Source organism: Solidesulfovibrio fructosivorans JJ], from assembly GCF_000179555.1.
Lineage (GTDB): Bacteria > Desulfobacterota > Desulfovibrionia > Desulfovibrionales > Desulfovibrionaceae > Solidesulfovibrio > Solidesulfovibrio fructosivorans.
Window position 1 is genome coordinate 59,598 of record NZ_AECZ01000017.1, and the last position, 23,869, is coordinate 83,466.

Genomic DNA, 23,869 nt, shown 5'->3' on the forward strand with positions numbered 1-23,869 from the left:
CAGCCGCCCCGCCCGCCCCGGCACAGCGGGCGGGGCATGGTGTTCCGGTCAACCGGAAGCCGGGGGCTGGCTGCAACTGCTAAAAGAAAAGCAGGCTGAAAAGATCGCTGAAGTCGAAGGTTCCGGAATAGGTCTGCCCGCCGACGAGGGCCGAGCCCGAACCCGAGAGGGCTCCGCCGGTCCCGAAGGTGAGGTCCCAGTTGACCGTGGTCGTGTCCGCGGTCAGCGTGCCGGAGGTGGTGGCGCTGGTCGAGCCGTCCGAAGAATAAGACCCGGAAGTCCCCGGAAAGTCCCATGTGAACGACGTGGCCATGGCCGGCGCGGGAAGCAGGCACAAGGCCGCCAAAAGGATCACAACCGCCAGGCGTTTCATGACGCCCTCCTTGTTGTTTCGTCCCGGTCCGCCCGGGAACGCCCCAAGACCGCCCCCGCCTCCATCGCGCACGACTGTATACGACGGGTCGTATGGGCTTTTCCTCTCTTCTTGGCTATAAGAAGCCGTGCGGCACTGTCAACCGCTCCCCGGCATTTGGCGGCGCGGGCGCGGATGCGATTTACACGACGCCATGCCTGGGCTATCGTTGCGTAATTGTCCCCTTGACGGCTCTTCGCTGCTTGACGGAAACATCCCACCCCGGGAGCGCCCCATGGCCCAATCCGAGATCCTGCTCGAAGCCGGCACCAATGAGCTCGAGATCATCGAGTTTTTCATCGACGAGGGGGCCGAACGCGGGTTGTCATCGTTCGGCATCAACGTGGCCAAGGTGCTGGAGGTCATCGAAAGCCCGGGACTTTCCCCCCTGCCCGGCGCGCCCCATCCCTGCTTCATGGGCACCATCGCCCTGCGGGAGATGGCCCTGCCGGTCCTCGACCTGGCCGTGTGGCTGGACATCCCGCGCGCGCCCCGCAAAAACGAAATCATCCTGGTCACGCGCTTCAACGAACGCACGACAGGATTTCTGGCTTCGGGCGTCACCCACATCCACCGGGTCCACTGGCGCGACGTGGAACCGCCCCATCCGGCCCTGGCCAAGCTCGCCGGCAACTGCATCACCGGGCTCACCCGCCTGGAGGATCGCTTCATCCAGTTGCTGGACCTGGAAAAAATCATCCTCGAACTCGACGACAGCCTGGGCGACGGCGCGGACATGCCGGCCCCATCCGAAAAACGGCTGCGGGCCCTGGTGGTGGAAGACTCGGGCATGATGCGCCACATGATAAAGGGCCGGCTGGAAGCGGCCAATTTCGAGGTGGTTCAGGCCGGCGACGGCCAGCAGGCCCTGGACCTTTTGCGCGGAGAGGACGGCGGACGCTTCGACATCGTCGTTTCCGACATCGAAATGCCGCGGATGGACGGGTATACGCTCACCCGAAACATCAAGGAAGATTCGGGACTTCGCGCGACGCCGGTGGTGCTTTTCTCTTCGCTTATCACCGAGGAACTGCGCCACAAGGGCGCTTCCGTCGGCGCCGACGGCCAGATCGCCAAGCCGCAGTTCGGCGAACTGGCCGGGCTGGCCCTGTCCCTGATCGCGGCCCGGTCCGGACGCTCTCCAAACTGACGCGCGCCGTGCAACCGGCGCGCCCGCGACACTGCAGCCACAAAAGGCGGATCGCTCCATGAAGCTTCGTCCCGAAATCCCGGAAGTCCTCTACAAACGCTCGCTCATCTCCTGGGTCTGGACCAGCAATCTCAAGCTCCAGTCCGTGCTGCTCGCCATCATCATGGTCACCGTGGCCGTGCGTGTGCTGCCCCTCGAGATGCAAAAGAAGATCATCAACCAGGCCATCGGGCTCAAGCGCCTGGATCTGCTGCTCATGTACTGCGGCTACTATCTCGCCTGCGTGGTGGCCGCTTCGGGGCTCAAATACGCCATCAACGCCCTGCAGACCTATATCGGCCAGCAGTCCCTGCTCGACCTGCGCAAAAAGCTCTACGCCCACATCCTGACCCTGCCCATGTCCTTTTTCCGCAAGGCCTCGCCGGGCATGGTCGTGTCCTCGCTCATCTCCGAAGTGGCCAATACCGGCGAGTTCGTGGGCCAGGCCATCGCCGTGCCCGTGACCAACCTGCTGACCCTGCTCGCCTTCGCCGGCTACCTCTTCTACCTGAACCCGCTTATGGCCATCATCAGCATGGCCCTTTACCCCATCGCCATCCTGGTCATCCCGGCCCTGCAACGCCGGGCCAATGCCGCCAACAAAGAGCGCGTGGACACCGGCCGCAAGCTGTCCACGCTCATAAGCGAAACCATCTCCGGCATCCACGAAATCCACGCCAACGCCAGCTTCAAGCTGGAAAGCGCCCGCTTCGGGGGCTGGGCCGAAAAGCTGTGCCGCATCCGCGTGGTCTGGAACCTCTACAAGTTCTCCATCAAGGTCTCCAACAACTTCTTCCAGAACCTCGGGCCCTTCGTGCTCTTTCTGGTCGGCGGCTACCTGGCCATAAACGGCCGCTTCGACCTCGGCGCCCTGGTGGCCTTCCTTTCGGCCAACGAAAAGCTCTACGATCCCTGGAAGGAGCTCATGGACTTCTACCAGACCTGGCAGGACGCCTCGGTCAGCTACGGCCGGATCATGGAATATTTCGAGGGCGACCCGGAATTTCTGGCCGAGCCCGACGAACCCCGTGAACCGCTGCCCCTGGACGGGTCCGTCGTGGCCAAGGACCTGGTGTTCGAGGTGCCGGGCGGCATCCAGCTCTTAAAGGGCGTGTCCCTGGACGTGAAACCCGGCGAACAGGTGGCCCTGGTCGGCTTCTCCGGCTCGGGCAAGTCCACCCTGGCCCTTTGCCTGTGCCAGATTCTCAAATACACCGCCGGCACGGCCCAGCTTTCCGGCCTGGACATCGACGCCCTGCCCAAGTCCGACATCGCCGACAACATGGGCATCGTCTCCCAACACCCGTTCATTTTCGAAGGTTCCATCAAGGACAACCTGCTCTATTCCATAAACGCCCGGCGCGAGGCCCACGGCGTCACGGGCGAGGCCGGGGTGCCCAGCCTGGACGAGATCATCGCCGTGGTGCAGCAGGTGGGGCTTTTCACCGACATCCTGCGCTTCGCCCTCAATTCGGTGTTCAAGGAAGGCAAGAAGGAGCATCTGGTCAAAAAAGTGGTCCGGATACGCGAGGCCTACCATGAAGGACACGGCGAATCCCTGGCCGATTCGGTGGAATTCTTCGATCCCACCCGCTACCTGTACTACAGCTCCGTGGCCGAGAACCTGATCTTCGGCACCCCGGCCCGCGACGACCTGGACCCGGAGCGGCTGACCACCAACCCGTTCTTCGTGAGTTTCCTGCACGACGCGGGCCTCAAGATGCTGCTCGTGCAAACCGGCGCGGAACTGGCCACCAAGACAGTGGACATCTTGAAAGACGTGCCCTCCCCGGACGCCACCTTCTTCGAGCAGACCCCGATCACGGCCGACGAATTCGACACCTATCGCGACCTGAGCGGCCGCTTGGCCCGCCTGCGGCTGCACAAGCTGCCCCCCGATGACGAGCGCCTGCTTTTGACCCTGGCGTTGCGCTTCACCCCGGGCGTCCACTCCATCGTCGACCTTTCCCCGATCCTGGAGGGCCTGCTCCTTTCCGGCCGGGCCATGTTCGCGGAGCGCATCGAAACCGACCTGCCCGGCGCGGTGACGTTCTTCAGGCGCGAACACTACCTCTATTCCATGACGGTCATGGACAATATCCTTTTCGGCCGCATCAAGACCACCAGTCCCAAGATCCTGGACCAGATCCAGAAAACCATCGTCAGCTTGCTCATCGAAGAGGACATGCTGGAACGCGTCCTGGAAATCGGGCTGGATTTCCAGGTCGGCTCCATGGGCGACCGCCTCTCGGGCGGGCAGCGCCAAAAAGTGGCCCTGGCCCGGGCGTTTCTCAAGGAACCGCCCATGCTCATCCTGGACGAGGCCACCTCCGCGCTGGACAACGCCTCACAGACCCGCATCCAGAACCTGCTCGAAACCAAATGGAAAGGAGATTCCACGGTCATCTCCGTGGTGCACCGGCTGGATACCATCAAAAATTTCGACAAAGTGGCCGTCATGAAGGCCGGACGCATCGTCGAAACCGGCTCGTATGCGGCGCTTATGGAAAAAAAGGGGATGCTGTATGAACTCGTCCACGGAGCGTCTGGAAGGGGCTAAGGGCTGCGGCTTCAACGACTGCCTGGACATCCTGCGGGAGCTGCCCGTTTTCAACGGCGTTCCCCTTGATGTCATCAAAGTGCTGGCCTACCTTTCCGGCCGGGAGGAATTCGGCGCGGGCGACGCCCTGTGCGAACAGGGCGAACCGCTGGACCGCTGCTATTACCTGTTGTGCGGCGAAGTGGAGATGACCCGGCAAACCGAGGATTGCGAGGTGTCCTTTTCCAAACGCGGCAAGGAATTTTTCTTCGGCGGGCTAGGCCTTATGGGCTCGGTCAAGGCGCTCTACACGGTGCGGGCCGCGGCCGACACCCAATGCCTGGTGCTCACCCGGGAAAAATTCCTCAAAACCGCCGAACGCTTCCCGGATATCCTGCCAAAAATCCTCGGCAACGTGGTGGACCACGTGTTCCGCTGGGAAGAAGCCTTCCTGAAAGCCCACGCCGCGGAATGCGCCCAAAAAGGCGAGATGGGACTGAGTCTATTTTAGGAAGCGAAAAGACGAACCGGGGGGAAACTTTTTTAAAAAAAGTTTCCCCCCGGCCCCCCCTTCAAAAAATTTTAATGGTTACTCCATGGCATCCTTAGCCTGCCTGTAATCGTTAAAAGTTTTGGGGAGGGGAGAGCGCGAGAGGGGGACCCTTTTTCCAAAAAGGGTCCCCCTCTCGCACTGTCTTCCGCCCTTCCTACGCAATCGGATGCAGGCAGTCGTGGCCGTGGGCCTGGCAGAGTTCGTCCTTGTCCTTGAGCGTGCCGGCCAGGAAGGCCGTCGCGGCGTCGCGCACCGGCCCGGAGGCCCCGCGCACCACGGTCAGGCCGGCGTGGCGCAGCTTGTCCGCCGCGCCCTGACCCATGTTGCCGGCGATAAGCGCGCCGACGCCCATGGCAACCAGCATTTCCACCAGATTGGACCGACAGCCGCACTGTGCCGGCGGCTCGAAGGTCTCTTCGGACAATATGCCGTTGACGTCGCCCACGGTCAGCACCGTGAAATAGCCGCAATGGCCGAAATGCTCGTCCACCTGCCCGTCGCGGGAAGGAATGGCGATTTTCCGCATAGGCTGGGTACTCCTTGTGCCGGCGGACCGGCCAAAGGCGAAGGGACGGCCGCCGGATTATCGCGCGAGGTACTTGGATAAGTCTTTTTCCCGGGGAGGCAAGCTCAGCCCAGGTCCGGGCCGGCCGGGCAGTAGGCGGCGAACGGTCCCATTTCCTTGAGGGCGGCAAGGGTCTCGGCGGCGCTTTTGTGCACCACGCCCCGGATGCCGAGCGTCCCGGCCACTTCCACGAAAAGCGCCCGGTCGTCGATATAGACCGCCTCCTCGGGCGCTGTCTGGGCGATGTCCAGGGCGATGCGGAAGATGTCCGCGTCGGGCTTGCGAAAATGCACGAAGCACGAGGACACGAAGGCGTCGATGAAGCAGCCGAGGCCGAAAGTCCGGATGCGGTGTTCGTTCAATTCCCGGCCTTCGTTGTTGACCGTGACGATCTTGATGCCGTGGGCGGCCTTGAGTTCCCGCAACGCGTCCAGCATGTCGGGCAGGGGCTCGGAACGGCTGAACATGAAGTCCTTGAAGGCTTCCCGACGAAACGGCCGGGGCGCGTAGAAGACCGTGCGGTCGAGATACTCGTCGAGGCTGAGCTTGCCTTCCTCGAAGGCGTCGAAAGTCAGGTGGTGGCGCTCGTCGACCTCGTCGCAATCCAGATCGAAGGTCCGGCAGGCGAGCTTTCGTGCGGCCCGGTCCCAGCCGTTGGTGAGCATCACGCCGCCGACATCGCAAAAAAGCGTGGTGATGGGGTGCGTCACGGCAATGCCTCCTGCCGGCGCGGCCGGCGGTTGGGGATACTGTGTTTATAGACCCGCTTTCCGGGGTCGGCGTCAAGCCGGGTTGCGGGCCTGTCGCCGGCGGCGGGGGATAAGCCCGGTCGAACGCACCGGGGCGGTGCGCCAGTCGCAGGTGATGGCCAGCATGCGCAGGCTAAACGTGATGGCGATGGTGCACAGGGCGGCGACAAGCGGCGGCAGGCCCAGGCTCCGGAGCAGAAACGGGTAGCTCAGACAGCCGATCAGGGCGGCCAGGGCATAGAACTGGCCGGGCCTGAAGACCAGCGGTTCCTTGCGGGTCAGGACGTCGCGCAACAGTCCCCCGCCGCAGGCGTTGATGGTGCCGACCAGCACGGCCGGGGCAAAGGCCAGACCGAAGGCCAGGGACTTGTCCATGCCGACCACGGCGTAGGCCCCCAGCGCGGCGGCGTCGACCACGGCCACCAGCCGCTCCGACAGCACGGCGCGGCGGCCGAAAATCAGGCAGGCGGCGGCGCCGCCGGCCACGGCGAAAAGATAGGACTGGTTGCTGATGACGGCCGGGGCCCCGGACTGGAGGAAAATCCCGTCGCGCATGAGCGCTCCGCCAAGGCCGGTGGCCAGGGACAGGCCGAGCAGGCCGACCAGGTCGAATCTGCGGCGGATGGCCTCGATGGCCCCGGTTGCGGACATGAGAAAAACGGCGAAAAGGTCCAAGGCGAGAGGCAGTTCAAAGCCATGTTGCATGACGACCGACCTCGTGTGCGATGTCCCCGCCCCGGGCGGTTCCCCGAGGCGAGGGGCGGTACATAGGGCCGGGCCTTTGCCGCGTCAAGAGGTTTCGCGACGCCCGGGCCGGACCAGGACCAGCAGATGCGGTCCAATACGCGGCAAAAGCACGACAAACACGCCAAAATATAAAAACGTGAACAGATAATGCACCTGGCCGCCGGTCAGGTGGCCGGGCAAAAACGCCCAGACCGCGTCCGGCACGGCCGGGGCCAGAAACTGGCCGATGAAAAGCCCGAAGAGCAAAAGCGCGCCCCGCACGTCCAGGCGCAACCCGGAAAGCAGGCCCACGGCCAGAAGCGACTGGGCGGCGGTGAGCATGATTTCATGCAATTGCAAGGCGTCGAGGGGAATGGGCGCGGCGAACGAGCCCGCCGACACGCCGTAGACGCCCGGGATCATGCCCACAAGCAGGGTCCACTGGTTGAGCTTGGAGGAAACAAGGCTCCCAAGCGCCAAGGAGGCCCGGCCGCGCATGGCGAACATGATGGCGACGATGAATTCCGGCGCTTCCGAGGCGATGGGGGCCAGCCACTGCACCAGCAGGAATTCGCTGACGCCGAGGATGCGCCCCGTGGCCACCAACCCTTCGCTGAAGCGCTCGGCATTGGCCACGATGATCCCGGCGGCGAAAAGAAAAAGCAGCGCCGTGACGAACCGCCGCTTGCCGGACGGCAGCCGCGCGATGTGGGCGGCCACGCCTTCGAGATCGGGCTCCTCGGCCTCCCGGCGGCCGGCCAGCAGGATGTAGACGACGTAGAGCCCGACCAGGACCGCGCCGTCGACCCAGGTCAGGCTGCCGGAAAGGGGAATGGTGATGGCATAGGCCGTGGCCAGGCCCAGAAACACCACCTCCAGGCGGCGGTCGGACTCGAGCACCACGGGCTTTCTCGTGCGCCACCAGACGATGCCGGCCACGGCCGTCCAGGCCACGCCGATAAGCAGCCGGTTGGCCCCGGTCATGTTGGCGATGGCGAAATGGGCGTAGTCGGACTCCGGATGCTGCCCGGCCATCCAGGTGAAATACATGTCCACGGCGTATTCCGGCAAAACGGCGATAAGGGCCACCACCGCCAGGGCCAGGGCCTGGGGGATGTCGTGCTGGGCCACGTCGCAGGCCCACAGGAGCAGGAAGGACGCGCCGAGGATGGCCGCGCCGGCCACAAGGGCAGCGGTCTGGGGCGAAAGATGCACCCCGGCGAGCGAGGCGGCCAGTCCGGGCAGGCAGGCGATCAGGGCGAGATACAAGGGGATCAGCGCTTTCATGACGTCTCCTCGGGTTGGCGCGGCCGAAAAAAAAAGACCTTGGCACGCGCATGCATGCCAAAGGTCTCGCCGATCGGCACCGAGGGACCGACGACAGGGCCAGGCGGCGCGAACGCCGCAGTGATGTTGACCCTGCCCGAAACAGCTACTCCCCTTTGGGTTTTCCCAAGATAAAGGCGTTACGCCTGGCTGTCAATCGCGGGGGAATCCTCTTCATCTATATCTTTAAGCATTTCAATCATCTGTTCGGAAAAAAGATACAGCGCGTCCACGGCAAAGGCGTATTCGGGCACTTCCTCGCGCCACAGCACCATGAGATCCTTGACCTTGTCCCGGGCGGCCAGCACCTCGCCTTCGGTTTCGGCGTTGTTGATCTCGGCCAAAACCTCCAAATATTCGTCGCTCATAAAAGCCGTCACCAGCCCACGGCCCACGCGTTCCTTGTCGATGCCGTCCCAGACTCCCGCCGCCATTTCCTTTCTCCTTGCCAAATCGCTTGCACAATTTTTCTTTGGTCGGCCGGCCGTGGGGTCTGGCGGCCGCGCGCGGCGCATATTCGAAGAATACGCCTTCGCGTCCGCCAGACCCCACGGCCGGCCCAGGACACACATGCCATACGCGGGAACAATTCCCCCGCCTCGAAACAAAATTATGGATTCCGCCGGCTGCGCATCGGGTTTGAAAGGTGTCCCCGTTTCCGACCGTAGTATGCGACATCCTCTGTCGCAACGCCCCCCGTTAAGAGTTTTTTTGGAGGGTGGGGGTCCGGGGGCGGGGACCTTTTTTTGCAAAAAAAGGTCCCCGCCCCCGGCTCCTTGCTCCCCGCTCCCCTTACATCCTATCCAGGGGGACGTTGGCGTACACTTCGTCGAAGTCGTCGTCGAGCTGGTCCACGAGGCCGGCCGGGTCGAATTCCTTGCCGCAGGCGTGGCAGGTCAGCATGATGCGCAGGCAGCTGCGTTCGTAGGTGAGATGTTTGCCGCAGTTGGGGCAGGTCACCTTGGCCTCGGTGGGGGAAAAGCGGACGCGGGAAAAAGCCATGGGTACAACTCCTTTAGACCATGTTGGCGCCGCTTAGGATCACGACCAGACGTTTGAAGACGTCGAGGTCGAAGGCGCCGCCCATCTCATCGCGCATGAGGCGCAGAGCCTGGAACGGCTGCATGGCGTCGGCATAGGGCCGTTTGGTGGTCAGCGCGTCGTAGACGTCGGCCACGGCCAGGGCCCGCACGTAGGGCGGGATCAGCTCGCCGGACAGGCCGCCGGGGTAGCCGGCGCCGTCCATGCGCTCGTGGTGCATGAGGATGCAGTGGGCGGCCGTCTGGGTCAGCGGCACGTCCTGGCACAGGGCCAGGCCCTTGGCCGGGTGGGTATTGATGACGGCGCGTTCCTCGGGGGTCAGGGGGCCGGGCTTGGACAGGATTTCCCCGGGGATGTGGGTCTTGCCGATATCGTGCAGAAGCGCCCCGATGCCGGCCTGGACCTGGGTGTATTCGTCGGCCTTCATGCTTTGCAGGATGGCGGTGGAGAAAACGAACACCTGCACGTTGTGGGTATGCACGGTGTAGTCGTGGGAGGCCAGATCGGCGATGCGCTTGAGCGATTCGTCGATGGCGAGAAATTTCAGGCTCTTCTCGACCAGATTGGCGATGCGGGAGAACTCGCGCTTGCCGATTCCCTTGGGCAGGCGCGTCTCGAAGACCTCGCGCACCACGGCCTCGGCGGCGGTATAGAGGACCTTGGCCCGCTCCTCCACGGGGATGACGGCATCGGCCAGGATCTGGGGCAGGTGCTTTTCGACGTAGCGCTCGTAATCGGGCTTCTGCTCGGCCCGGACATAGACTTCCGTCACGCCCGCGTCGTGGAGCTTCTGGCGATGGCGCGGGGTGAACTGCTCGTTTTCCGCCGCGTACAGGACGTAGTTGCCGGCCTGCTTGATGTAGACGCGAAATCTTCCCAGGGCCTTGGGAAAGATCATCAGGGGAGAAACGGAAAAGTAGAAGTCTTCCCGCGAGTTCATTATGGCCTTGCCTTGCATGCTCCCGCCTCCTGTGATGCGACGCCCGGCCGTTTGGCCGGTTGGATTCCCGCTGTGGCCGGCGGCGGATCAGGCCGCCGGCGCGTCGGCCGTGGTGACGGGATGCTCGGGATAGCGCCGGGTCAGGGCCGGCCGCCGGTCCGGGAGACGCATGGCTTCCAGGTAGAAGTCAAAGGCGTCGAGAGCCAGGCACAGGCCGAAATCTTCCTCGGGCACAATGGCTGTTTCGCCGAAAAAAATGGCCGCGCTCGGCGAGGTGCGCAGGAATTTGGGGATGGCGGCGAAGGCGTTGGGCACTCCCTGGAGCAGGTTGGCCAAATACATGGCGCACAGCTTGTCCTCGGGGGCGTGGTTCATGCCGGCCTTGCCCATGGCCACGATGGAGACGACTTCCGGGTCGGCCTCCAGGATGGCCTGGGCCGTGGCGGCGATGTTGGGAAACGAGCAGGTCAGGACCCGGTCGGCGCTTTCCATGGCCGCGAAAAGTCCCCGGGTGCCGGCGGACGTGGCGTGGACCAGGGTCTTGCCGGCCAGGGGCGCGTCCTTGACCTCGCTTGGCGAGTTGCCGAAATCGAAGCCCTCGAGCTTGAGGCAATTGCGTTCGCCGGCGAGCAGGTAATCCGGATGGGCGGCACGCAAGGCCCGGGCGTCCTCCACCGTATCCACGGGCAACATCCGTTCGACTCCGGCGGCAAAGGCATAACAGGCCACGGAACAGGCGCGGAAAACATCGATGACCACGGCCGTCCCCGTGGCTTGCTGCGCGCCCGAAAGCAACTCCAACATCTTGATGCGCACGACAATACCCTCCCGGCAGAGGGGAATAACAGTGCGGCGCGCGTTTGAAAAGCGCATGACGCGCCGTCTTGCCACCCGGATACCGAACCCGTATATTCATTCAAACGCCACTACGACCCGGAGCCGCCAGCCATGGCCGCAGATCCTGACTTTTCGCCGCCCCTTTTGCCCGTCATCCCGGAGTACACCTCCTGGACAGGCAACGTCCGGGAATCGGCGACGCGGGACGCGGCGGCGGCCGACGCCTCCTTTGCCGGCCGTCACGGCCCCATCAGCGCGGCCGAGCCCCCGGCCGAGGCCGGTCCTTCTTCCCCGGAGGAATCCCGGGGAGGACTCGCCGACGAAACGGCCTGATCCCGGCTTCCCGCACAACCGCCTTACAAGGAGGGCCCCTGGCATGGCCCACTGCGACTGGAACGAAAGCCGCCGGCACGTGCTGTCCCAAGCCCGGCGGATTGTCATCAAGGTGGGCAGCGCGGTGCTGGCCCGCCCCGGCGGCGGCCTGGACGCGGCCGTGGTCGCCTCCCTGGCCGCCCAGATCGCCGCCCTGGCCAACGCCGGCCGCAAGGTGCTGCTGGTCTCCAGCGGCGCGGTGGCCGCCGGCCGCGAGGTCCTCGGCCGGCACTACGACCCCGCCTCCCTGGCCCACCGGCAGGCCGCTTCGGCCATCGGCCAAAGCCGGCTCATGCACGCCTACGACCAGGAGTTCGCCCGCCACGGCCGCATCGCCGCCCAGGTGCTGCTGACCCGAGACGACCTGGACAACCGCGAACGCTACCTCAACCTGCGCAACACCCTGGCCACGCTTTTCGATCTCGAGGCCGTGCCCGTGGTCAACGAAAACGACCCGGTGGCCATCTCGGAACTGGTCTACGGCGACAACGACTGCCTGGGCGGACTGCTCGTCGGCACCATCGGGGCGGAACTGTTCGTCAACCTGACCTCGGCCCGGGGCGTGTACGCCCAAAACCCCGACGAGCACCCCGAGGCCAGGCCCATGTCCGTCATCGAGGACATCGCCGGGCTCGACCTGGACGCCCTGTGCGGGGCCAAGACCGCGCTCGGCACCGGAGGCATGCATTCCAAGCTGTTGGCCGCCCGTCGCGTGGCCCAGCTCGGCGTGCCGACCATGATCCTGGCCGGGCGCGAGCCCGATGCCCTCACCCGGGCCTTTGCCGGCGAGGAAAACGGCACCTACGTGCCGGCCGGCTGCAAGCCCATCCCCAGGCGCAAGTTCTGGTTGGCCTACCACCACGAGCCCCAAGGCACCCTCATCGTGGACGACGGCGCGGTGCGGGCGCTTCGCGACAAGGGCAAAAGCCTGCTGCCGGCCGGCATCGTGGATGTGGTCGGCGACTTCACCGTGGGGTCCATGGTGCGCATCGCCAGCGTCGAGGACGAATCCATCGGCGTCGGGCTCACCAACTACGGCGCGGCCGACCTGCGCAAAATCATGGGGCTCAAAAGCTCGCGCCTGGAGCAGGTGCTCGGCGAGGCCTCCTACACCGAGGCCGTGCACCGCGACAACATGCTCATCGACGCGGCTATTTAAAGAATCGGGAGGGGCGTCGCCCCTCCCGACCCCTCACCGGCAGGGGCGCTGCCCCTGCACCCTGCCGGGGGGAATAATTCCCCCCGGGCCCCCTTTGAAGGGGGTGAGGAATGACGCAGAAGGCACGGCAAGAGCCGGAAGGAAAGGTGGCAAGATGGACAAGGAAGCCAAGTGCCGGAACTGGGACGTGTTCGAGGACGACGGGATGTGCTGCGTGTGCGGCCAGAAAGCCGTTTTCGCGCCGATAAAACCCGGGCACAGCCTGCGCGAGACGCGCTGCTCCTCCTGCCGGTCCAGCCGGCGCACCCGCGATCTGGTCCGGGTGCTGGCGCGGCTCTCCGCCGGTCCGAAGGCCAGGCTCCTGCCCGAAGCCCTTGACGCCATGCGGGACTGGCGCGTGTTCGAGGCCCAGGCCGCCGGCCCCCTGCACGAACGCCTGCGTTGCCTGCCGGGATACGTCTGCTCGGAATACGTGCCCGAACTGACCGCGCCCGGCTCCCGCACCCAGGAGGGGCTGCGCTGCGAAGACCTGGAACGCCTGAGCTTTCCCGACGCGTCCTTCGACCTGGTCGTCACCCAGGACATCTTCGAACACGTGACCGATCCCTGGCGCGCCTTCGACGAAGTCTGGCGCGTGCTGGCCCCGGGCGGACGGCACGTCTTCACCGTGCCCATACACGAAGGCCACTGTACGACGCCGCGCGTACGTTTCGAAAACGGAACGCGCCACGACCTGCTGCCTCCGGTGCATCACGGCGATCCCGTGCGCCACGGCGGTTCGCTGGTCATCACCGATTACGGCGACGACCTGCCCGCCCTGCTCGACAAACGCGGCCAGCCCACCGACGTCGCGGTGCACGTGGCCTTCTACAAGCCGTCCGAGATGCCGGGCATCATCGAAGGCGACATCCACGCCCTCTACGAGGCTGCCTACAAGGCCGGCGAAAAAGCCGGCTTCCTGCGCTACAACTCCGTCGTCTTCGTCACGCACAAGCCGGGGGGAAAAAAGCAGACCGGGGGGAAACCTTTCTGAAGAAAGGTTTCCCCCCGGACCCCCTTTCCAAAGACTTTCAACGGTGACAGGCTGCTAGCGATAACATACTATTACCGTTAAAAGTTTTGGGAAAGGGAGAGCGCGAGAGGGGGACCCTTTTTTCAAAAAGGGTCCCCCTCTCGCATCCTCTTCCCAGCTCCGTCTTCAATTTTGGCCAAGATGTCGCTTATGCCCCCGGCCGGCGTTTCCGTACTCCACAGCCATCAGGCAAAGCCCGCCGGCCGGCGCCGTTCGCGGCGCGTGCCTTCTTTGCCCCAACGTCAATACGGAGCGGATATCCTCGGGCGCAGCTTTCCCGCGCCCGACCTCGACCAGCGCGCCCATAAGGTTGCGCACCATCTGCTTGAGGAACCCTTCGGCATGAAACCGCCAGACCATCTCGTCGGAATTCGCTTGCGGCAGCCTGCTGACGCCGTGCACCAGCCGGGTCGAGGTCTTGACCGAGGAGCCGGCATTCTGGAAGGCGGCGAAATCGTGATACCCGGCGAAAAGCGCGGCGCAGGCATCCATGGCCGCGACGTCGAGTGGCGAAAAGCGGCCCACGTCCCAGACGTACGGCCGTCGCCAGGGTAGAATCGAGCCCGGCCGGGTCCAGAGCGTATATTGGTAGATTTTGCCCGAAGCGTCGAACCGGGCATGGAAATCGGGCGGAACCACGGCCGCGTCCACCACCGAGACGTCGTCCGGCAGCAAGGCGTTGAGCGCCCGTTGCCAGGGCAGCCCGGCCCGCGCCTCCGGCACGTCGACATGGGCCACCTGGGCCACGGCATGCACCCCGGCGTCGGTGCGCCCCGCCCCGTGCACCCGCGCCGCTTCGCCGCAAAGCCGCGCCAGCGCCTCCTCGAGACAGCCCTGGACCGTGCGCCCCATGCCCGGAGCCTGCAACTGCCACCCGGCGAATCGCGTGCCGTCGTAGGCGACCGTCAACCGCACTCGCGTCATCAGACAAACTTTATGAGAAGAGGGTGCGAGAGGGGAAACCCTTTAAAAAGGGCAGTAGCCCCTCTCGCGCTCTCCCCCTCCTAAATTTTTTATGGTGATGGGTGGTACGCAATTACACACTATCATTATTAAAAATCTTTGGGAGGGGGGTCCGGGGGGAACCCTTTCGTAAGACAAGGGTTCCCCCCGACTTCTTTACGATGCGTTGTCGCTCGGGGGCAGTTGCAGCCGGGTCAGCATTTCCGTCAGGCCGGCCGCCTTCTTGGCTTCCATGTTGTTGAGGATGTCGCCGGCCTGCCGCCCGCGCATGCCCGCCAAAATTCTGACTGCGATGTTGTTGTCCAGGGTCTCCAGCACCTTGGCCGCCTGCTTGGCGTTCATGTTGGAATAGACATCGATGAGGTGCTTGAGCTTCTGGTCTTTGACGCCCTTGGCCTCCTGCAACATCTTCTTGATGTTGTTCTCCATATTCTTGAGCTTGGCCACCCGGGCGTCGAGGTCGGCCTGCAACTGGTTGAGCGCCTGCTCACGCTGGTCCAGTTCGTCCTGGCGTTTGAGCAACGCCTGGGCATCGGGGGTCGTGGCGGCGGGTTTGGCCGGCGCGGCGGCCGGCTGCTGGGCCGGAGCCTGCTGGGCCAGGGCGACGCCCGGTCCGGGCAGGGCAAAGCGCACGGCCGATGTGTCGGCGGACGGCGCGGCCACGCTGGCGACACGCGCCGGCGGATCGGGCAGCATCAGGTCGAGGCCCATGAAGACCAGCACGCCGAGCTTGACGGCCGCGATCATGAGGAAAACGCTCAGCACCTTGGTGGCCCGGGGCGCGATGCGGCCGCTTATGCGCTCGCAAAAAAGCAGCAGGCGTGACGAGGCGTCAGAGCGTCGGCGGCTGGTAGCGAACCGAAGCCATTTCGTCGTTTTCCTTTTGCTCGGCGATGTTTTCTTCGATGGCATGGCGTGTGGCCTTATTCGTTTTAAGTTTGTCCAGCAGTTTTCGATCCTTGGAACAGTCGACGGCTTTTTGGCGGGCCTGTTCCCTGGCTTCGGCAAGCTCGGCCAACCGCGCCCTGGCCATGGCGATATCGGCCATGAGACGTTTGCGATAGGCCTGCCACAGCCAGATATCCCCGGCCGACGGGTTCTGCTTCTGGGCCATGGAGGCTTCGCGGGCGGCCAGCTCGTTTATGAGCCGGTTCACTTCGCGCTCCCCCGCCTGATGGGCGGCAATGGCCTTGCCAAGCTCCATCCTGGCCCGCTCCTCGAACTGGGTGCGGATGTCCAGGATGCGTTCGAGATTGAATCGAAAGGGCTTGGCCATGGGTTCCCGTCAATACGGCGCGAACGCCGGTTTTCCGTCACTTCTTTTGGCCAGCAAGCAATTCCCGGGCCACGCGAAACCGGCCTTACAGGGAGAGCGACAGGCCGAGAAGCAGGCCGTAAAGCAGCTCGATCTTACCGGTATCGCGTAAAACCTGCAGCAACTCCTTGCCCGCCTTGCCGGAAAGCACCGCGCGCACCGGCCGCGCGAGCAGCGGCAGGATGAAAAAAACCAGCCCGGTCCAGGGGTGGCGCGGCAGCATGCACGCCACCATGAGTAAAGCGATGCCGACGAGCGTCATGTAAAAGGCCCGGCTTTTGGCGTCGCCCAGGCGAACGGTCAGGGTGTACTTCCCGCTTTTGGCGTCGCTTTCGATATCGCGCAGGTTGTTGGTGACCAAAAGCGCGCAGGCCAGCGCGCCGATGCCGATGGCCGCCCACAACGCCGTAAAAGAGAGGCGGTCCGCCTGGGTGTAGGTCGTGCCCAACACGGCCACGAGCCCGAAGAAAATAAAGACGAACACCTCGCCATAGCCGCGATACCCGTAGGGACGCTTTCCGCCGGTATAGAACCAGGCCGCCGGGATGCAGGCCGCCCCAACGACAAGGAGCCACCAATGGCCGCAAAGCGCCAAAAGCCAGACGCCGGCCGCAAGCGCCACGGCAAAGGACAGGCACGTCGCGGCCAACACCGCCCCGGGACTCGCCGCCTTGGAACCGGTCAAGCGAAACGGCCCGATGCGCTCGTCATCGGTGCCGCGAACCCCGTCGGAATAGTCGTTGGCATAGTTGACCCCGACCTGCAACGCCAAGGCCACGACCAGAGCCAGAAGCGCCCGAAACGCATGCGCCCCATCCAAGGCCGCCGCCGCGCCCGTCCCGGCCGCAACCGGAGCCAGGGCCGCGGGCAACGTCTGCGGCCGCGCGCCGGTCAGCCACTGCGAGAATGTCGCCATTGATGAAACCCTTTAGGAGAGGGAAGAGGATGCGAGAGGGGAAACCCTTTAAAAAGGGCAGTAGCCCCTCTCGCGCTCTCCCCTTCCTAAATTTTTTATGGTGATGGGTGGCACGCAATTACACACTATCATTATTAAAAGTCTTTGGGAGGGGGGTCCGGGGGGAACCCTTTCGTAAGACAAGGGTTCCCCCCGGCTACACCACCCCACCCAGAAACGCCGCCAGTTCGCAGCCGACGATGGCCGCGCCCAGAAAATCGCCGTTGACGCCGCCCTGTTTGCGGGCCAGCCGGGCCAGCCGCCAGAGGACAAGGCCGCACAGCGCGCATATGGCCGCCAGGGGCAGCGGCCCGGCCCAGATAAGGCCGAGCAGGAGCGTCATGGCCAGGGCAAAGGCGGTATTGCGCGCCGTGGCCCCGGGCAGACACAAGGCCCCGAGTCCCGGCCGCGCCAGATCGCGGCAGACGCGCATGAGCGCCACCGCTCCGGCCCGACCGACGGTCGGGGCCAGGGCCAGCACCCAGACGCGCCCGGAAGAGAGCAGTTCCGCGCCGAGGCAGGTCTGGCCGAGGATGGCCACCACCAGCGCCATGCCGCCGAACGCGCCGATGCGGCTGTCTTTCATGATGGTGAAAAAACGGTCTCCAGTGGCCAGCGAGCCCCAGGCGTCGGCCACGTCGGCGAATCCGTCCAGATGCAGCCCGCGCGTGAGCATCAGATTGGCCACGGCATAGGCAAAGCCTCCGGCCAGCGGATGGCCGCCGAAAAGCCCGAGCCATAGCGGCACGGCCATGACTAGCCCGAGCGTGGCCCCGACCAACGGAAAAAGCGGCACGCAGGCCGCCATGTCGGGATTGGAAATCGCCGGGCCAAGCCGGGTGAGAAAACCGAGTGCCGCCAGATAATTGCGAAAAAAAGCCAATTACGTCTCCATCGGCCAGTCGAGGATTACGGGATCGCCGCCCCTAAGCTCCAGCCGCGCCGCCGCCGAAGCCCCGGCCATGGCCAGCTCCAGGTAGCCCTGGCTGCCGGCCAGGATGCCGACCGCGCCCGGGGCGATGTCATTGTAGGTCCTGACCGGCGCAAGCGGCGCGGCCACCGGCGCGACAACCGCCGCCTTAGCCGGCGGCGGGTCGAACCGGGCGACGGGCAGGCCCAGCACGACATTGCCGAACCGATCCACGGACAGCGCCCGGCAGCGTAGCGTCGCGCCCTCGCGCACCGGGGCCAGCCCCTCCAGCCGGACCGGATCGGGGCCCGACCAGACGGCGGCCACGTCCCGCGCCTCCTCGCCCATGGCCAGCCTCGCGGCCAGGGGCGCGAACACGTCGCGGCCGTGAAAGGTGGCGCTTCGCGGCGCATGGCGCGGCGTGGCGTCAAAGAAACGGCAACCGGTTTCGGACTCGAACGCCAGCGTGAGGAGGCCATTGTCCGGCGCAAGCAGGAAGTGGCTGCCCGCCTGGACCAAAAGCACCCGCCGATCCGTGCCCACGCCCGGGTCCACCACGGCGCACACTACCGCGCCCGGCGGCAGCCAGGGCAGGGTCGCGGCCAGAAAAAATCCGGCCTGCAACACATCCTGGGGCGCGACGTCATGGCTCACGTCCAGAAGCGGCACTCCCGGCGCGGCCGACATGAGCACCGACCGCATTTGCCCCACATACGGGTCCACCAGACCGAAATCCGTCAGCAAGGCGATCAACGGCGCTTGGTGCATGGCTGTGTCCGTGCCTCCGGCGGCCAGGGGGAAACTTTTTGGAAAAAGTTTCCCCCTGGACCCCTTTCAAAAACTTTCAAAGGGGCTGCGTTTGGACAGCGTTCTTCCAGCCATCCGACCAACCGCTAGCCAATGCCCTCCGGCCCGGCCAAAGCCGGATCGGAGGTCCGGGGAGCGGGGGCTCCGCCCCCGCCCGTTACGCGTCGTCCTCGTCGGTGGAGTCGACGCCGGGGCGGTCCTGCTTGCGGTCGAGGGTAATGGAGAAAGCGACGGAATAGAAGTGGTGAAAGAAGTCGACGTATTCGACGTAGACGTCGCTTGGCACGGTGAGCATGGCCGGAGAGTAGTTGATGATGCCTTTGACGCCGGCTTCGATGAGGAAGTTGGCGGCGCGCTGGGCCCGGTTGACGGGCGTGGTGATCAGGCCGATTTCGATGCCCAGTTCCTTGACGGCGTCCTTGAGGCGTCTGGTGCACACGACTTCGAGGCCCGAGACTTCCTCGCCGATCTTGAAGGGGTCGCAGTCGAAGGCGCCGACGATATCGAAACCGCGAAATTTGAAGTCCTGGTGGCGCAGCAGCGCCTTGCCCAGGTTGCCCACGCCGACGAGCGCGCATTTCCAGACGCGGTCGACGCCGAGGGAGTGCTTGATGGAGTAGATAAGGTCCTGGACGTGGTAGCCGACGCCCCGGACGCCAAACTCGCCAAAGTAGGCGAGGTCCTTGCGAATCTGGGAAGGATTGACGCTGCACGCGCGAGCGAGCAGTTCGGAAGAGACGACCTGGGAGCCTTCGCGCTTGAGTGTTTCCAGCACTTGCACGTACATGGCCAGGCGCTTGATAGTGGCCTTTGGGATGTGTTCGCTTTTCAAGGCGGCATCCTTCGGTGCGTGCCGTGGCTGAGAGACTTGGTTGGAAAAAAAAAGGAGGCCGGGGCTCCCGGCCTCCCTTTCAAGACATTCTACTTAGCCGGTGATGACCTGCGCAAACGGGTGAGCGAAGAGCAGGATCAGGCAGACGACCAGGGCGTAAATGGCCAGGGATTCGATGAAGGCCAGGCCGAGGATCAGGGTAACGGTGATCTTACCACCGGCCTCGGGGTTGCGGGCGGTGCCTTCGCAAGCGGCCTTGAGGCCCAGGCCCTGACCAAGACCGCAGCCGGCGGCGGCGATGCCCATGCCGATGGCGGTGGCCCAGGAGATGGTGCCGATGGCGCCCATGGCGGCGGCGTCAGCGGCGAAAGCGGCGGTGGCCACGGTCAACAGGGCGGCGGTCGAGAAGATGGTCATGAAAGCCTTACGCATGTCGATCCTCCTGAGAACAGGTGTTAATGTTACGGTCCTAAGGACCATTTCCCCCGATTCTAGTGAGCGTGTTCCAGCGAGCCCTTGAGGTAGATCATGGCCAGCATGAAGAACACGAAAGCCTGGATGCAGTCGGCCAGCGAGAACAGGAAGTACATGGGGAAGGTGCCGACCACGGGCGCCAGGGCGAAAAGCAGCACCAGGACGATTTCCTCACCGCGGATGTTGCCGAAAAGACGGAGCGTGAGCGAGAGCGGCCGGGCCAGGTGCGAGATGATTTCGATGGGCAGCATCAGCGGCACCAGCCACCAGAACGGGCCCATGAAGTGCTTGATGTAGCCGGCGCCCCACATGCGGATGCCCCAGAAGTTGTAGTAGATGAACACCGTGATGGCCATGGCGGCGTTGGTGTTGACGTTGTTGGTCGGGGAGTCGAAGCCCGGGACCAGGCCGATCAGGTTGCAGGTGATGATGAAGATGAAAAGGGCGCACAGGAACGGGAAAATCTTGCGGCCTTTCTCGCCGATGTTTTCGACGACAAAGGATTCGAGGCCGCCGACCACGACTTCGAAAAAGTTCTGGATGCCGCTCGGCACCATGTTGAGCTTACGGGTGGCCAGCATGCCCAGGGCGATGAGCAGGACCATGACAAACCAGGCGTAGATGACGTTCGAATCGATAACCTGGGCGTGGAAGACATCGTTGAGCTTATAGAGCCCAACACCCTTCGCGGCCTCTTCGACGAGCAGAACCGGATGCGGCAACCCACCAGCCATGTCCTATGCCTCCTTTCCCGTAAGCGTTTGGCGCGTCCTGGAGCCGGCGTAGCGCCAAGCGCCCCAGACGAGGAAGTTAACCACCACCGTGGTTATGCCGGCCAGAAGCGGCAGCGGCATAGCCCCGAACCAGACAATGCAGGCGAAAAGCGCCGCGCCGGAGATGGCCAGTCGCAGATAAAACCGGACCAGCACGGCCAACACGGCTTCGCGCTTGTTCCCATATCCCGTGATCCGCTGGCCGAACCGGGCCAGGGAACAGAAATTGAGCGAAATGATGACGGTCCCGGCGGCCAGGGACCATGCGGCGACGGAAATGCCGGACAGCGGCAGGCAGACGAGAAGAACCAGGGCGGTGAGAACGATCTGGTTGCGGACAAGCTCGCGCACCTCGGGATGCACGTACCCCCGGCGCAGCAGCCACCGATCCAGCCGGTCCCTAAGATTTTTTACCATCACCTTCTTGCCCCCGCCCTTTCCCGCCGTCTTGCTCTTCCTGGCCGTCCGCGACGTTCTGCGCGTCGGCCTTCTGGATCTTTCTCACTTCCTGCATGACGTTCCTGAAACCGGCGATGATGCCGAAGATCAAGAATGCCAGCAGGAGCCACGGCTTGGTGCCCAGCCATTTATCCAGCCACCAGCCGATGAATAGCCCGACAAAGGTCGCGGAGACCAGATTGAGTCCGACCACCGACGCCGACGCGATGGACTCGCGAACACCCTTGTCTTTGATCAATCTGCCGAACACCAAAAACCCTCCCGGTAAGCCAGCCAGGACGAGCGGGCGCTCGTGCACAAGTTCACAAGTCGAGAGGACCTAGCATGGCCCCCCGGGAAAAGTCAACGGGGGCACCCCACTTTCACCCTCCCCGAAACGCGTTGTCCCGCGCCAATCGACGGGGCACCGTATCCCCACCGCCGGGCGCGGGCAAGACCGTTTTACGCTCCGCCCCGATTTCGCGGCGTTTTGTTCATGACACCGGCATGGTTTTTCGCTATCAATAGGGATAGTCGGAATCTCGTTTCCGCCAAGGAGGAAAACCATGAAGCGTTTTCTGTTCGTATCGCTTGTCCTGGCCCTGACGCTGGCCGCCGCCAGCATGGCCATGGCCCAGTCCACGCTGTATTGCGTCAAACCCAACGGCGCGGCCGTGGCCGCCATCACCATGCCCCCCGGCGACACGCACGACCCGAGCGTGGTCTGCAACGCGGTGGTGCCCCAGTGCTACCTGACCTGCACCGCCGTGCTCCAGACCCAGATGGGCGGCGCGGCGGCGAATGTGCCGACCATTCCCGTCACCCGGCAGATGCTCCAGAACCTCGGCAACCCGGCCCCCGAAACCCCGGCCATGTGCGCCCAGCAGTACCAGCGGTGCGTGGCCAAGTGTCGCGGCGACCGGGCCTGCATCAGCTACTGCCAGTCCGTGCGTTCCGGCTGCGGCACCGGCAACCGCCGGGGCTGGTAGCGCCGGCGCGTTCTTTTTTCCGCTTTCCCGCCGGAGGGCCAGGCCCTCCGGCGGTTTTTTTGCGCCTTGCGCGCCGTTTCGCTCCCTGCCCTACGCCTTCTCCCGCGCCTCCAGCGCGTCCAGCACCTCGCGCAGGTGGTCGATGTGAAATTGCAGATGGTAGCTCCCAAGGCCCGCGATCAGCGCGCCGAGGGTCGGGTATTCGCCCAGGGGCGACTGCTTGAGCTGGGGGATGCGCGCCTTGCGGCCGAGCTCCTCCTCGGACAGGCCTTCCACGAAAGCGGCCATGGCCTCGTATTCCTGCTGGATGGCGTCGCAAAGCGCCCCGGCGTCCATGGCCTCGCGCTCTTCGGACAGATAGGTCTTTTCCACGCCGATATTGAGGGTGGGCGTGTCCGCGTCCAAAAATGCCTGGAAAAGCGGCAGGTAGCCCCCGTCCGCGCCCAGGATGTGAGACAGAATCTCCCGGGGGCACCAACGCCCCTCGGGCGCGCGCGAAAGCGTCCCCGCGTCGATGCCCCGGCCGATCGCGGCCAGGGCGTCGAGCTTTTGCCGGATCTCCCCGGCCACCGTGCTTCCCGTTGTCGTCGCCATACGCATGACCTCCTTTCCGTAACGATGGAACAGGATGGAATCTCGACCACGATACGCCACCTTGCGCGTTTCGGGCAAGCCGCCCCGCGTCGCGCCGGCCGAGGCTTATTTGCGAAACATCCGGGGCCGCCCGCCCGCGCCGCCGAGCTGGGTGGTCAGGCGGACATCCTTGCTGCGCCGGTCGGCGGGCTGGTCGCGGCGGGTGACAAGCCCCATGCGCTCCAGGCCGTCGAGCACGCGCACCACGGTCGGGCCCTCGACGCCGATGCATTCGGCGATGTCCTTTTGGGCATGACCCCGCCGTTATTGGAAAGGTAACAACCGCCGCCAGCCAAAATCGGTTGACGTATGGAAAACCTTAAAATATAGTATTTCTGAATAAAAAAAGAATCAGACGGTTAGACGGGGAAAGCAGCGGGAGCGTGCGCAATGAACAATAAGGACGAGATGCACAAACTGCTCAATATCGAGATTCTGGAAACCGCGAAACAGCATTACTCCGAACTCAGGCAAACATGGTCGCTCCTGGATAAAAAAGCCGAGAGTTCCATCACCGTGGCTGGTATTTTTCTGGCAGCCATTTTTGCATTCATGAAGGAATTCAGCCACGAGATCGGTTGGTTTGAAAAACTCACCATAGTCTGGATAGTGATCTTTTTAATGTCTACGATTGCACTCGCTCTCGCGGCTTTATGGGGGAGAAGATCCTACATATCACCCCCTTCGGAAAGCATTAGAAAGCATGTCAATAGCCTATTGAAAACAAAAGATGCAAGCCAAGACAATGATTTTATATCACTATCCATATCTTCACTGAACTACTTCTCTACAGATTGGGACAAAGTCAGCGACGATCTTTTCAAAAAAATCAATATCAAAGGAAGATATGTCTTAATATCACAAATAGCGCTATTGACATCCCTAATTCTTGTATCATTTACAATGATTATTAAAATTTGTATTTCATAGAAACCTTACCCATAGAGGTCCCCATGCCACAGTGTATCTATGAAGAAGACGGCATACGCTGCCCCTTCAAGACATCGGCTAACGGCATCTATTGCAACGCCCACCTGCTATTGATGGATAAACATAGGGAGCAAGAGATGGCGCAAGAGACAGGAATCTTCCGTCATCCGGTAACTGTCGCCGTATGGGGCACAAAACCAAATCTGGGCAATGCGGTTGGACGGAATCTGACCGTACGCATCCAGACCAATACGTATGACGCGGTGATTGCCCGGGAAACCGGCTCCGCGAAATTGGTCAGCCGGTCAAGCTGCATGCCCGCCCCAGGGAAAAAGTAGCCCGCCCGCGTCCCACATCGACGCCGCGCCGT

General features: G+C 63.8%; 30 protein-coding genes and 1 pseudogene. 9 read left to right on the forward strand and 22 right to left on the reverse strand.

Annotated features, from left to right (window positions below; all coding sequences use genetic code 11):
• Positions 1 to 79: 79 nt before the first annotated feature.
• Positions 80 to 373: a hypothetical protein gene (locus DESFRDRAFT_RS12790; protein ID WP_005994516.1), complete on the reverse strand. Its 294-nt coding sequence runs from the start codon at positions 371 to 373 to the stop codon at positions 80 to 82.
• A 274-nt stretch (positions 374 to 647) separates the two neighbouring features.
• On the opposite strand from DESFRDRAFT_RS12790, the gene DESFRDRAFT_RS12795 reads away from it, so the two are divergent.
• Genes DESFRDRAFT_RS12795 through DESFRDRAFT_RS12805 form a run of 3 tightly spaced genes read left to right on the forward strand, consistent with a single transcriptional unit; the run spans position 648 to position 4,651 of the window.
• Entirely contained in the window at positions 648 to 1,562 is a 915-nt protein-coding gene (locus tag DESFRDRAFT_RS12795) for a chemotaxis protein CheV (RefSeq protein ID WP_005994518.1), read from the forward strand.
• 58 nt (positions 1,563 to 1,620) lie between these two features.
• Complete coding sequence (locus DESFRDRAFT_RS12800) at positions 1,621 to 4,161, forward strand: ABC transporter ATP-binding protein/permease (RefSeq protein ID WP_005994520.1); 2,541 nt, start codon at positions 1,621 to 1,623, stop codon at positions 4,159 to 4,161.
• The gene (locus tag DESFRDRAFT_RS12805; RefSeq protein ID WP_005994521.1) at positions 4,127 to 4,651 is read left to right on the forward strand and encodes a cyclic nucleotide-binding domain-containing protein; all 525 of its coding nucleotides are present in this window, start codon (positions 4,127 to 4,129) and stop codon (positions 4,649 to 4,651) included. Before DESFRDRAFT_RS12800 ends, DESFRDRAFT_RS12805 begins: the two co-directional genes overlap by 35 nt.
• A 196-nt stretch (positions 4,652 to 4,847) precedes the next feature.
• On the opposite strand, the gene DESFRDRAFT_RS12810 is transcribed toward DESFRDRAFT_RS12805, so the two are convergent.
• The 8 genes from DESFRDRAFT_RS12810 to DESFRDRAFT_RS12845 form a co-directional block, all read right to left on the reverse strand.
• Complete coding sequence (locus DESFRDRAFT_RS12810) at positions 4,848 to 5,219, reverse strand: NifB/NifX family molybdenum-iron cluster-binding protein (RefSeq protein ID WP_005994523.1); 372 nt, start codon at positions 5,217 to 5,219, stop codon at positions 4,848 to 4,850.
• Positions 5,220 to 5,323: 104 nt separating this feature from the next.
• A complete protein-coding gene (locus tag DESFRDRAFT_RS12815) occupies positions 5,324 to 5,968 on the reverse strand; it encodes an HAD family hydrolase (RefSeq protein WP_005994525.1) in 645 nt (214 codons plus the stop codon).
• A 72-nt stretch (positions 5,969 to 6,040) separates the two neighbouring features.
• A complete protein-coding gene (locus tag DESFRDRAFT_RS12820; RefSeq protein ID WP_005994527.1) occupies positions 6,041 to 6,712 on the reverse strand; it encodes a trimeric intracellular cation channel family protein in 672 nt (223 codons plus the stop codon).
• 84 nt (positions 6,713 to 6,796) lie between these two features.
• Complete coding sequence (locus DESFRDRAFT_RS12825; RefSeq protein ID WP_005994529.1) at positions 6,797 to 8,020, reverse strand: sodium:calcium antiporter; 1,224 nt, start codon at positions 8,018 to 8,020, stop codon at positions 6,797 to 6,799.
• A gap of 179 nt (positions 8,021 to 8,199) precedes the next feature.
• Positions 8,200 to 8,493 carry a hypothetical protein gene (locus tag DESFRDRAFT_RS12830; protein WP_005994530.1) on the reverse strand — a complete coding sequence of 98 codons (294 nt, stop codon included), beginning with the start codon at positions 8,491 to 8,493 and terminating at the stop codon, positions 8,200 to 8,202.
• Between the two features lie 358 nt (positions 8,494 to 8,851).
• Positions 8,852 to 9,061: a dual CXXC motif small (seleno)protein gene (locus tag DESFRDRAFT_RS12835; RefSeq protein WP_005994532.1), complete on the reverse strand. Its 210-nt coding sequence runs from the start codon at positions 9,059 to 9,061 to the stop codon at positions 8,852 to 8,854.
• Between the two features lie 13 nt (positions 9,062 to 9,074).
• Positions 9,075 to 10,058, reverse strand: a complete 984-nt coding sequence (locus DESFRDRAFT_RS12840; RefSeq protein WP_005994534.1) for an HD-GYP domain-containing protein — start codon at positions 10,056 to 10,058, stop codon at positions 9,075 to 9,077.
• Positions 10,059 to 10,127: 69 nt separating this feature from the next.
• A complete protein-coding gene (locus DESFRDRAFT_RS12845) occupies positions 10,128 to 10,856 on the reverse strand; it encodes a 2-phosphosulfolactate phosphatase (RefSeq protein WP_005994536.1) in 729 nt (242 codons plus the stop codon).
• 132 nt (positions 10,857 to 10,988) lie between these two features.
• Between DESFRDRAFT_RS12845 and DESFRDRAFT_RS12850 the strand changes: the two genes are divergently transcribed.
• From DESFRDRAFT_RS12850 to DESFRDRAFT_RS12860, 3 genes are all read left to right on the forward strand, one after another.
• A complete protein-coding gene (locus DESFRDRAFT_RS12850) occupies positions 10,989 to 11,210 on the forward strand; it encodes a hypothetical protein (RefSeq protein ID WP_005994538.1) in 222 nt (73 codons plus the stop codon).
• A gap of 43 nt (positions 11,211 to 11,253) precedes the next feature.
• The gene (gene proB / locus DESFRDRAFT_RS12855) at positions 11,254 to 12,408 is read left to right on the forward strand and encodes a glutamate 5-kinase (protein ID WP_005994540.1); all 1,155 of its coding nucleotides are present in this window, start codon (positions 11,254 to 11,256) and stop codon (positions 12,406 to 12,408) included.
• A gap of 154 nt (positions 12,409 to 12,562) precedes the next feature.
• Entirely contained in the window at positions 12,563 to 13,441 is an 879-nt protein-coding gene (locus tag DESFRDRAFT_RS12860; protein WP_005994542.1) for a class I SAM-dependent methyltransferase, read from the forward strand.
• 165 nt (positions 13,442 to 13,606) lie between these two features.
• On the opposite strand, the gene truA is transcribed toward DESFRDRAFT_RS12860, so the two are convergent.
• The 11 genes and pseudogenes from truA to DESFRDRAFT_RS12915 all read right to left on the reverse strand — a co-directional run bounded on the left by truA (position 13,607) and on the right by DESFRDRAFT_RS12915 (position 21,218).
• Entirely contained in the window at positions 13,607 to 14,404 is a 798-nt protein-coding gene (truA, locus tag DESFRDRAFT_RS12865) for a tRNA pseudouridine(38-40) synthase TruA (RefSeq protein ID WP_005994544.1), read from the reverse strand.
• Positions 14,405 to 14,599: 195 nt separating this feature from the next.
• A complete protein-coding gene (locus DESFRDRAFT_RS12870) occupies positions 14,600 to 15,355 on the reverse strand; it encodes a MotE family protein (RefSeq protein WP_233489610.1) in 756 nt (251 codons plus the stop codon).
• Complete coding sequence (fliJ, locus tag DESFRDRAFT_RS12875; RefSeq protein WP_005994546.1) at positions 15,276 to 15,719, reverse strand: flagellar export protein FliJ; 444 nt, start codon at positions 15,717 to 15,719, stop codon at positions 15,276 to 15,278. The genes DESFRDRAFT_RS12870 and fliJ overlap by 80 nt, the downstream gene beginning before the upstream one ends.
• An 85-nt stretch (positions 15,720 to 15,804) precedes the next feature.
• Positions 15,805 to 16,674, reverse strand: a complete 870-nt coding sequence (locus tag DESFRDRAFT_RS12880) for a 1,4-dihydroxy-2-naphthoate polyprenyltransferase (RefSeq protein ID WP_005994547.1) — start codon at positions 16,672 to 16,674, stop codon at positions 15,805 to 15,807.
• A gap of 196 nt (positions 16,675 to 16,870) precedes the next feature.
• Positions 16,871 to 17,596: an adenosylcobinamide-GDP ribazoletransferase gene (locus tag DESFRDRAFT_RS12885; RefSeq protein ID WP_005994548.1), complete on the reverse strand. Its 726-nt coding sequence runs from the start codon at positions 17,594 to 17,596 to the stop codon at positions 16,871 to 16,873.
• Positions 17,597 to 18,391 (reverse strand): SAM hydrolase/SAM-dependent halogenase family protein, encoded by a 795-nt coding sequence (locus DESFRDRAFT_RS12890; protein WP_005994549.1) that lies wholly within the window; start codon positions 18,389 to 18,391, stop codon positions 17,597 to 17,599. It lies immediately after the preceding gene.
• A gap of 196 nt (positions 18,392 to 18,587) precedes the next feature.
• Positions 18,588 to 19,268 (reverse strand): annotated as a pseudogene (locus DESFRDRAFT_RS12895) (redox-sensing transcriptional repressor Rex); the annotation flags it as partial.
• Between the two features lie 87 nt (positions 19,269 to 19,355).
• Positions 19,356 to 19,694, reverse strand: coding sequence for an ATP synthase subunit c family protein (locus DESFRDRAFT_RS12900; RefSeq protein WP_005994551.1), 339 nt, complete (start codon positions 19,692 to 19,694; stop codon positions 19,356 to 19,358).
• A 59-nt stretch (positions 19,695 to 19,753) separates the two neighbouring features.
• Positions 19,754 to 20,470 (reverse strand): F0F1 ATP synthase subunit A, encoded by a 717-nt coding sequence (atpB, locus tag DESFRDRAFT_RS12905; protein WP_005994552.1) that lies wholly within the window; start codon positions 20,468 to 20,470, stop codon positions 19,754 to 19,756.
• Between the two features lie 3 nt (positions 20,471 to 20,473).
• Positions 20,474 to 20,926, reverse strand: coding sequence for an ATP synthase subunit I (locus tag DESFRDRAFT_RS12910; protein WP_005994553.1), 453 nt, complete (start codon positions 20,924 to 20,926; stop codon positions 20,474 to 20,476).
• Positions 20,910 to 21,218 (reverse strand): AtpZ/AtpI family protein, encoded by a 309-nt coding sequence (locus DESFRDRAFT_RS12915; RefSeq protein ID WP_005994554.1) that lies wholly within the window; start codon positions 21,216 to 21,218, stop codon positions 20,910 to 20,912. The genes DESFRDRAFT_RS12910 and DESFRDRAFT_RS12915 overlap by 17 nt, the downstream gene beginning before the upstream one ends.
• 295 nt (positions 21,219 to 21,513) lie before the next feature.
• Between DESFRDRAFT_RS12915 and DESFRDRAFT_RS12920 the strand changes: the two genes are divergently transcribed.
• Positions 21,514 to 21,936: a hypothetical protein gene (locus tag DESFRDRAFT_RS12920; protein ID WP_005994555.1), complete on the forward strand. Its 423-nt coding sequence runs from the start codon at positions 21,514 to 21,516 to the stop codon at positions 21,934 to 21,936.
• A 90-nt stretch (positions 21,937 to 22,026) separates the two neighbouring features.
• On the opposite strand, the gene DESFRDRAFT_RS12925 is transcribed toward DESFRDRAFT_RS12920, so the two are convergent.
• Positions 22,027 to 22,530 carry a hypothetical protein gene (locus tag DESFRDRAFT_RS12925; RefSeq protein ID WP_005994557.1) on the reverse strand — a complete coding sequence of 168 codons (504 nt, stop codon included), beginning with the start codon at positions 22,528 to 22,530 and terminating at the stop codon, positions 22,027 to 22,029.
• A gap of 105 nt (positions 22,531 to 22,635) precedes the next feature.
• Positions 22,636 to 22,776: a MarR family transcriptional regulator gene (locus DESFRDRAFT_RS21470; protein ID WP_005994560.1), complete on the reverse strand. Its 141-nt coding sequence runs from the start codon at positions 22,774 to 22,776 to the stop codon at positions 22,636 to 22,638.
• A 183-nt stretch (positions 22,777 to 22,959) separates the two neighbouring features.
• Between DESFRDRAFT_RS21470 and DESFRDRAFT_RS12935 the strand changes: the two genes are divergently transcribed.
• The gene (locus DESFRDRAFT_RS12935; RefSeq protein ID WP_005994562.1) at positions 22,960 to 23,499 is read left to right on the forward strand and encodes a hypothetical protein; all 540 of its coding nucleotides are present in this window, start codon (positions 22,960 to 22,962) and stop codon (positions 23,497 to 23,499) included.
• Positions 23,500 to 23,522: 23 nt separating this feature from the next.
• Entirely contained in the window at positions 23,523 to 23,837 is a 315-nt protein-coding gene (locus DESFRDRAFT_RS22285; protein ID WP_005994564.1) for a hypothetical protein, read from the forward strand.
• The last annotated feature ends 32 nt before the right edge of the window (positions 23,838 to 23,869 follow it).

Excerpts from the sequence above, each read along its gene's own strand:
- DESFRDRAFT_RS12825 (WP_005994529.1), bottom strand. The coding sequence starts at position 8,020 with ATGAAAGCGCTGATCCCCTTGTATCTCGCCCTGATCGCCTGCCTGCCC.
- DESFRDRAFT_RS12805 (WP_005994521.1), top strand. The coding sequence starts at position 4,127 with ATGAACTCGTCCACGGAGCGTCTGGAAGGGGCTAAGGGCTGCGGCTTC.
- DESFRDRAFT_RS12925 (WP_005994557.1), bottom strand. The coding sequence starts at position 22,530 with ATGGCGACGACAACGGGAAGCACGGTGGCCGGGGAGATCCGGCAAAAG.
- DESFRDRAFT_RS12835 (WP_005994532.1), bottom strand. The coding sequence starts at position 9,061 with ATGGCTTTTTCCCGCGTCCGCTTTTCCCCCACCGAGGCCAAGGTGACC.
- DESFRDRAFT_RS12910 (WP_005994553.1), bottom strand. The coding sequence starts at position 20,926 with ATGGTAAAAAATCTTAGGGACCGGCTGGATCGGTGGCTGCTGCGCCGG.
- DESFRDRAFT_RS12790 (WP_005994516.1), bottom strand. The coding sequence starts at position 373 with ATGAAACGCCTGGCGGTTGTGATCCTTTTGGCGGCCTTGTGCCTGCTT.
- DESFRDRAFT_RS12795 (WP_005994518.1), top strand. The coding sequence starts at position 648 with ATGGCCCAATCCGAGATCCTGCTCGAAGCCGGCACCAATGAGCTCGAG.
- DESFRDRAFT_RS22285 (WP_005994564.1), top strand. The coding sequence starts at position 23,523 with ATGCCACAGTGTATCTATGAAGAAGACGGCATACGCTGCCCCTTCAAG.
- atpB (WP_005994552.1), bottom strand. The coding sequence starts at position 20,470 with ATGGCTGGTGGGTTGCCGCATCCGGTTCTGCTCGTCGAAGAGGCCGCG.
- DESFRDRAFT_RS12920 (WP_005994555.1), top strand. The coding sequence starts at position 21,514 with ATGAAGCGTTTTCTGTTCGTATCGCTTGTCCTGGCCCTGACGCTGGCC.
- DESFRDRAFT_RS12830 (WP_005994530.1), bottom strand. The coding sequence starts at position 8,493 with ATGGCGGCGGGAGTCTGGGACGGCATCGACAAGGAACGCGTGGGCCGT.
- DESFRDRAFT_RS12900 (WP_005994551.1), bottom strand. The coding sequence starts at position 19,694 with ATGCGTAAGGCTTTCATGACCATCTTCTCGACCGCCGCCCTGTTGACC.
- truA (WP_005994544.1), bottom strand. The coding sequence starts at position 14,404 with ATGACGCGAGTGCGGTTGACGGTCGCCTACGACGGCACGCGATTCGCC.
- DESFRDRAFT_RS12880 (WP_005994547.1), bottom strand. The coding sequence starts at position 16,674 with ATGGCGACATTCTCGCAGTGGCTGACCGGCGCGCGGCCGCAGACGTTG.
- DESFRDRAFT_RS12840 (WP_005994534.1), bottom strand. The coding sequence starts at position 10,058 with ATGCAAGGCAAGGCCATAATGAACTCGCGGGAAGACTTCTACTTTTCC.
- DESFRDRAFT_RS12820 (WP_005994527.1), bottom strand. The coding sequence starts at position 6,712 with ATGCAACATGGCTTTGAACTGCCTCTCGCCTTGGACCTTTTCGCCGTT.
- DESFRDRAFT_RS12860 (WP_005994542.1), top strand. The coding sequence starts at position 12,563 with ATGGACAAGGAAGCCAAGTGCCGGAACTGGGACGTGTTCGAGGACGAC.
- DESFRDRAFT_RS12850 (WP_005994538.1), top strand. The coding sequence starts at position 10,989 with ATGGCCGCAGATCCTGACTTTTCGCCGCCCCTTTTGCCCGTCATCCCG.
- proB (WP_005994540.1), top strand. The coding sequence starts at position 11,254 with ATGGCCCACTGCGACTGGAACGAAAGCCGCCGGCACGTGCTGTCCCAA.
- DESFRDRAFT_RS12870 (WP_233489610.1), bottom strand. The coding sequence starts at position 15,355 with ATGCCATCGAAGAAAACATCGCCGAGCAAAAGGAAAACGACGAAATGG.
- fliJ (WP_005994546.1), bottom strand. The coding sequence starts at position 15,719 with ATGGCCAAGCCCTTTCGATTCAATCTCGAACGCATCCTGGACATCCGC.
- DESFRDRAFT_RS12810 (WP_005994523.1), bottom strand. The coding sequence starts at position 5,219 with ATGCGGAAAATCGCCATTCCTTCCCGCGACGGGCAGGTGGACGAGCAT.
- DESFRDRAFT_RS12800 (WP_005994520.1), top strand. The coding sequence starts at position 1,621 with ATGAAGCTTCGTCCCGAAATCCCGGAAGTCCTCTACAAACGCTCGCTC.
- DESFRDRAFT_RS12890 (WP_005994549.1), bottom strand. The coding sequence starts at position 18,391 with ATGCACCAAGCGCCGTTGATCGCCTTGCTGACGGATTTCGGTCTGGTG.
- DESFRDRAFT_RS12935 (WP_005994562.1), top strand. The coding sequence starts at position 22,960 with ATGAACAATAAGGACGAGATGCACAAACTGCTCAATATCGAGATTCTG.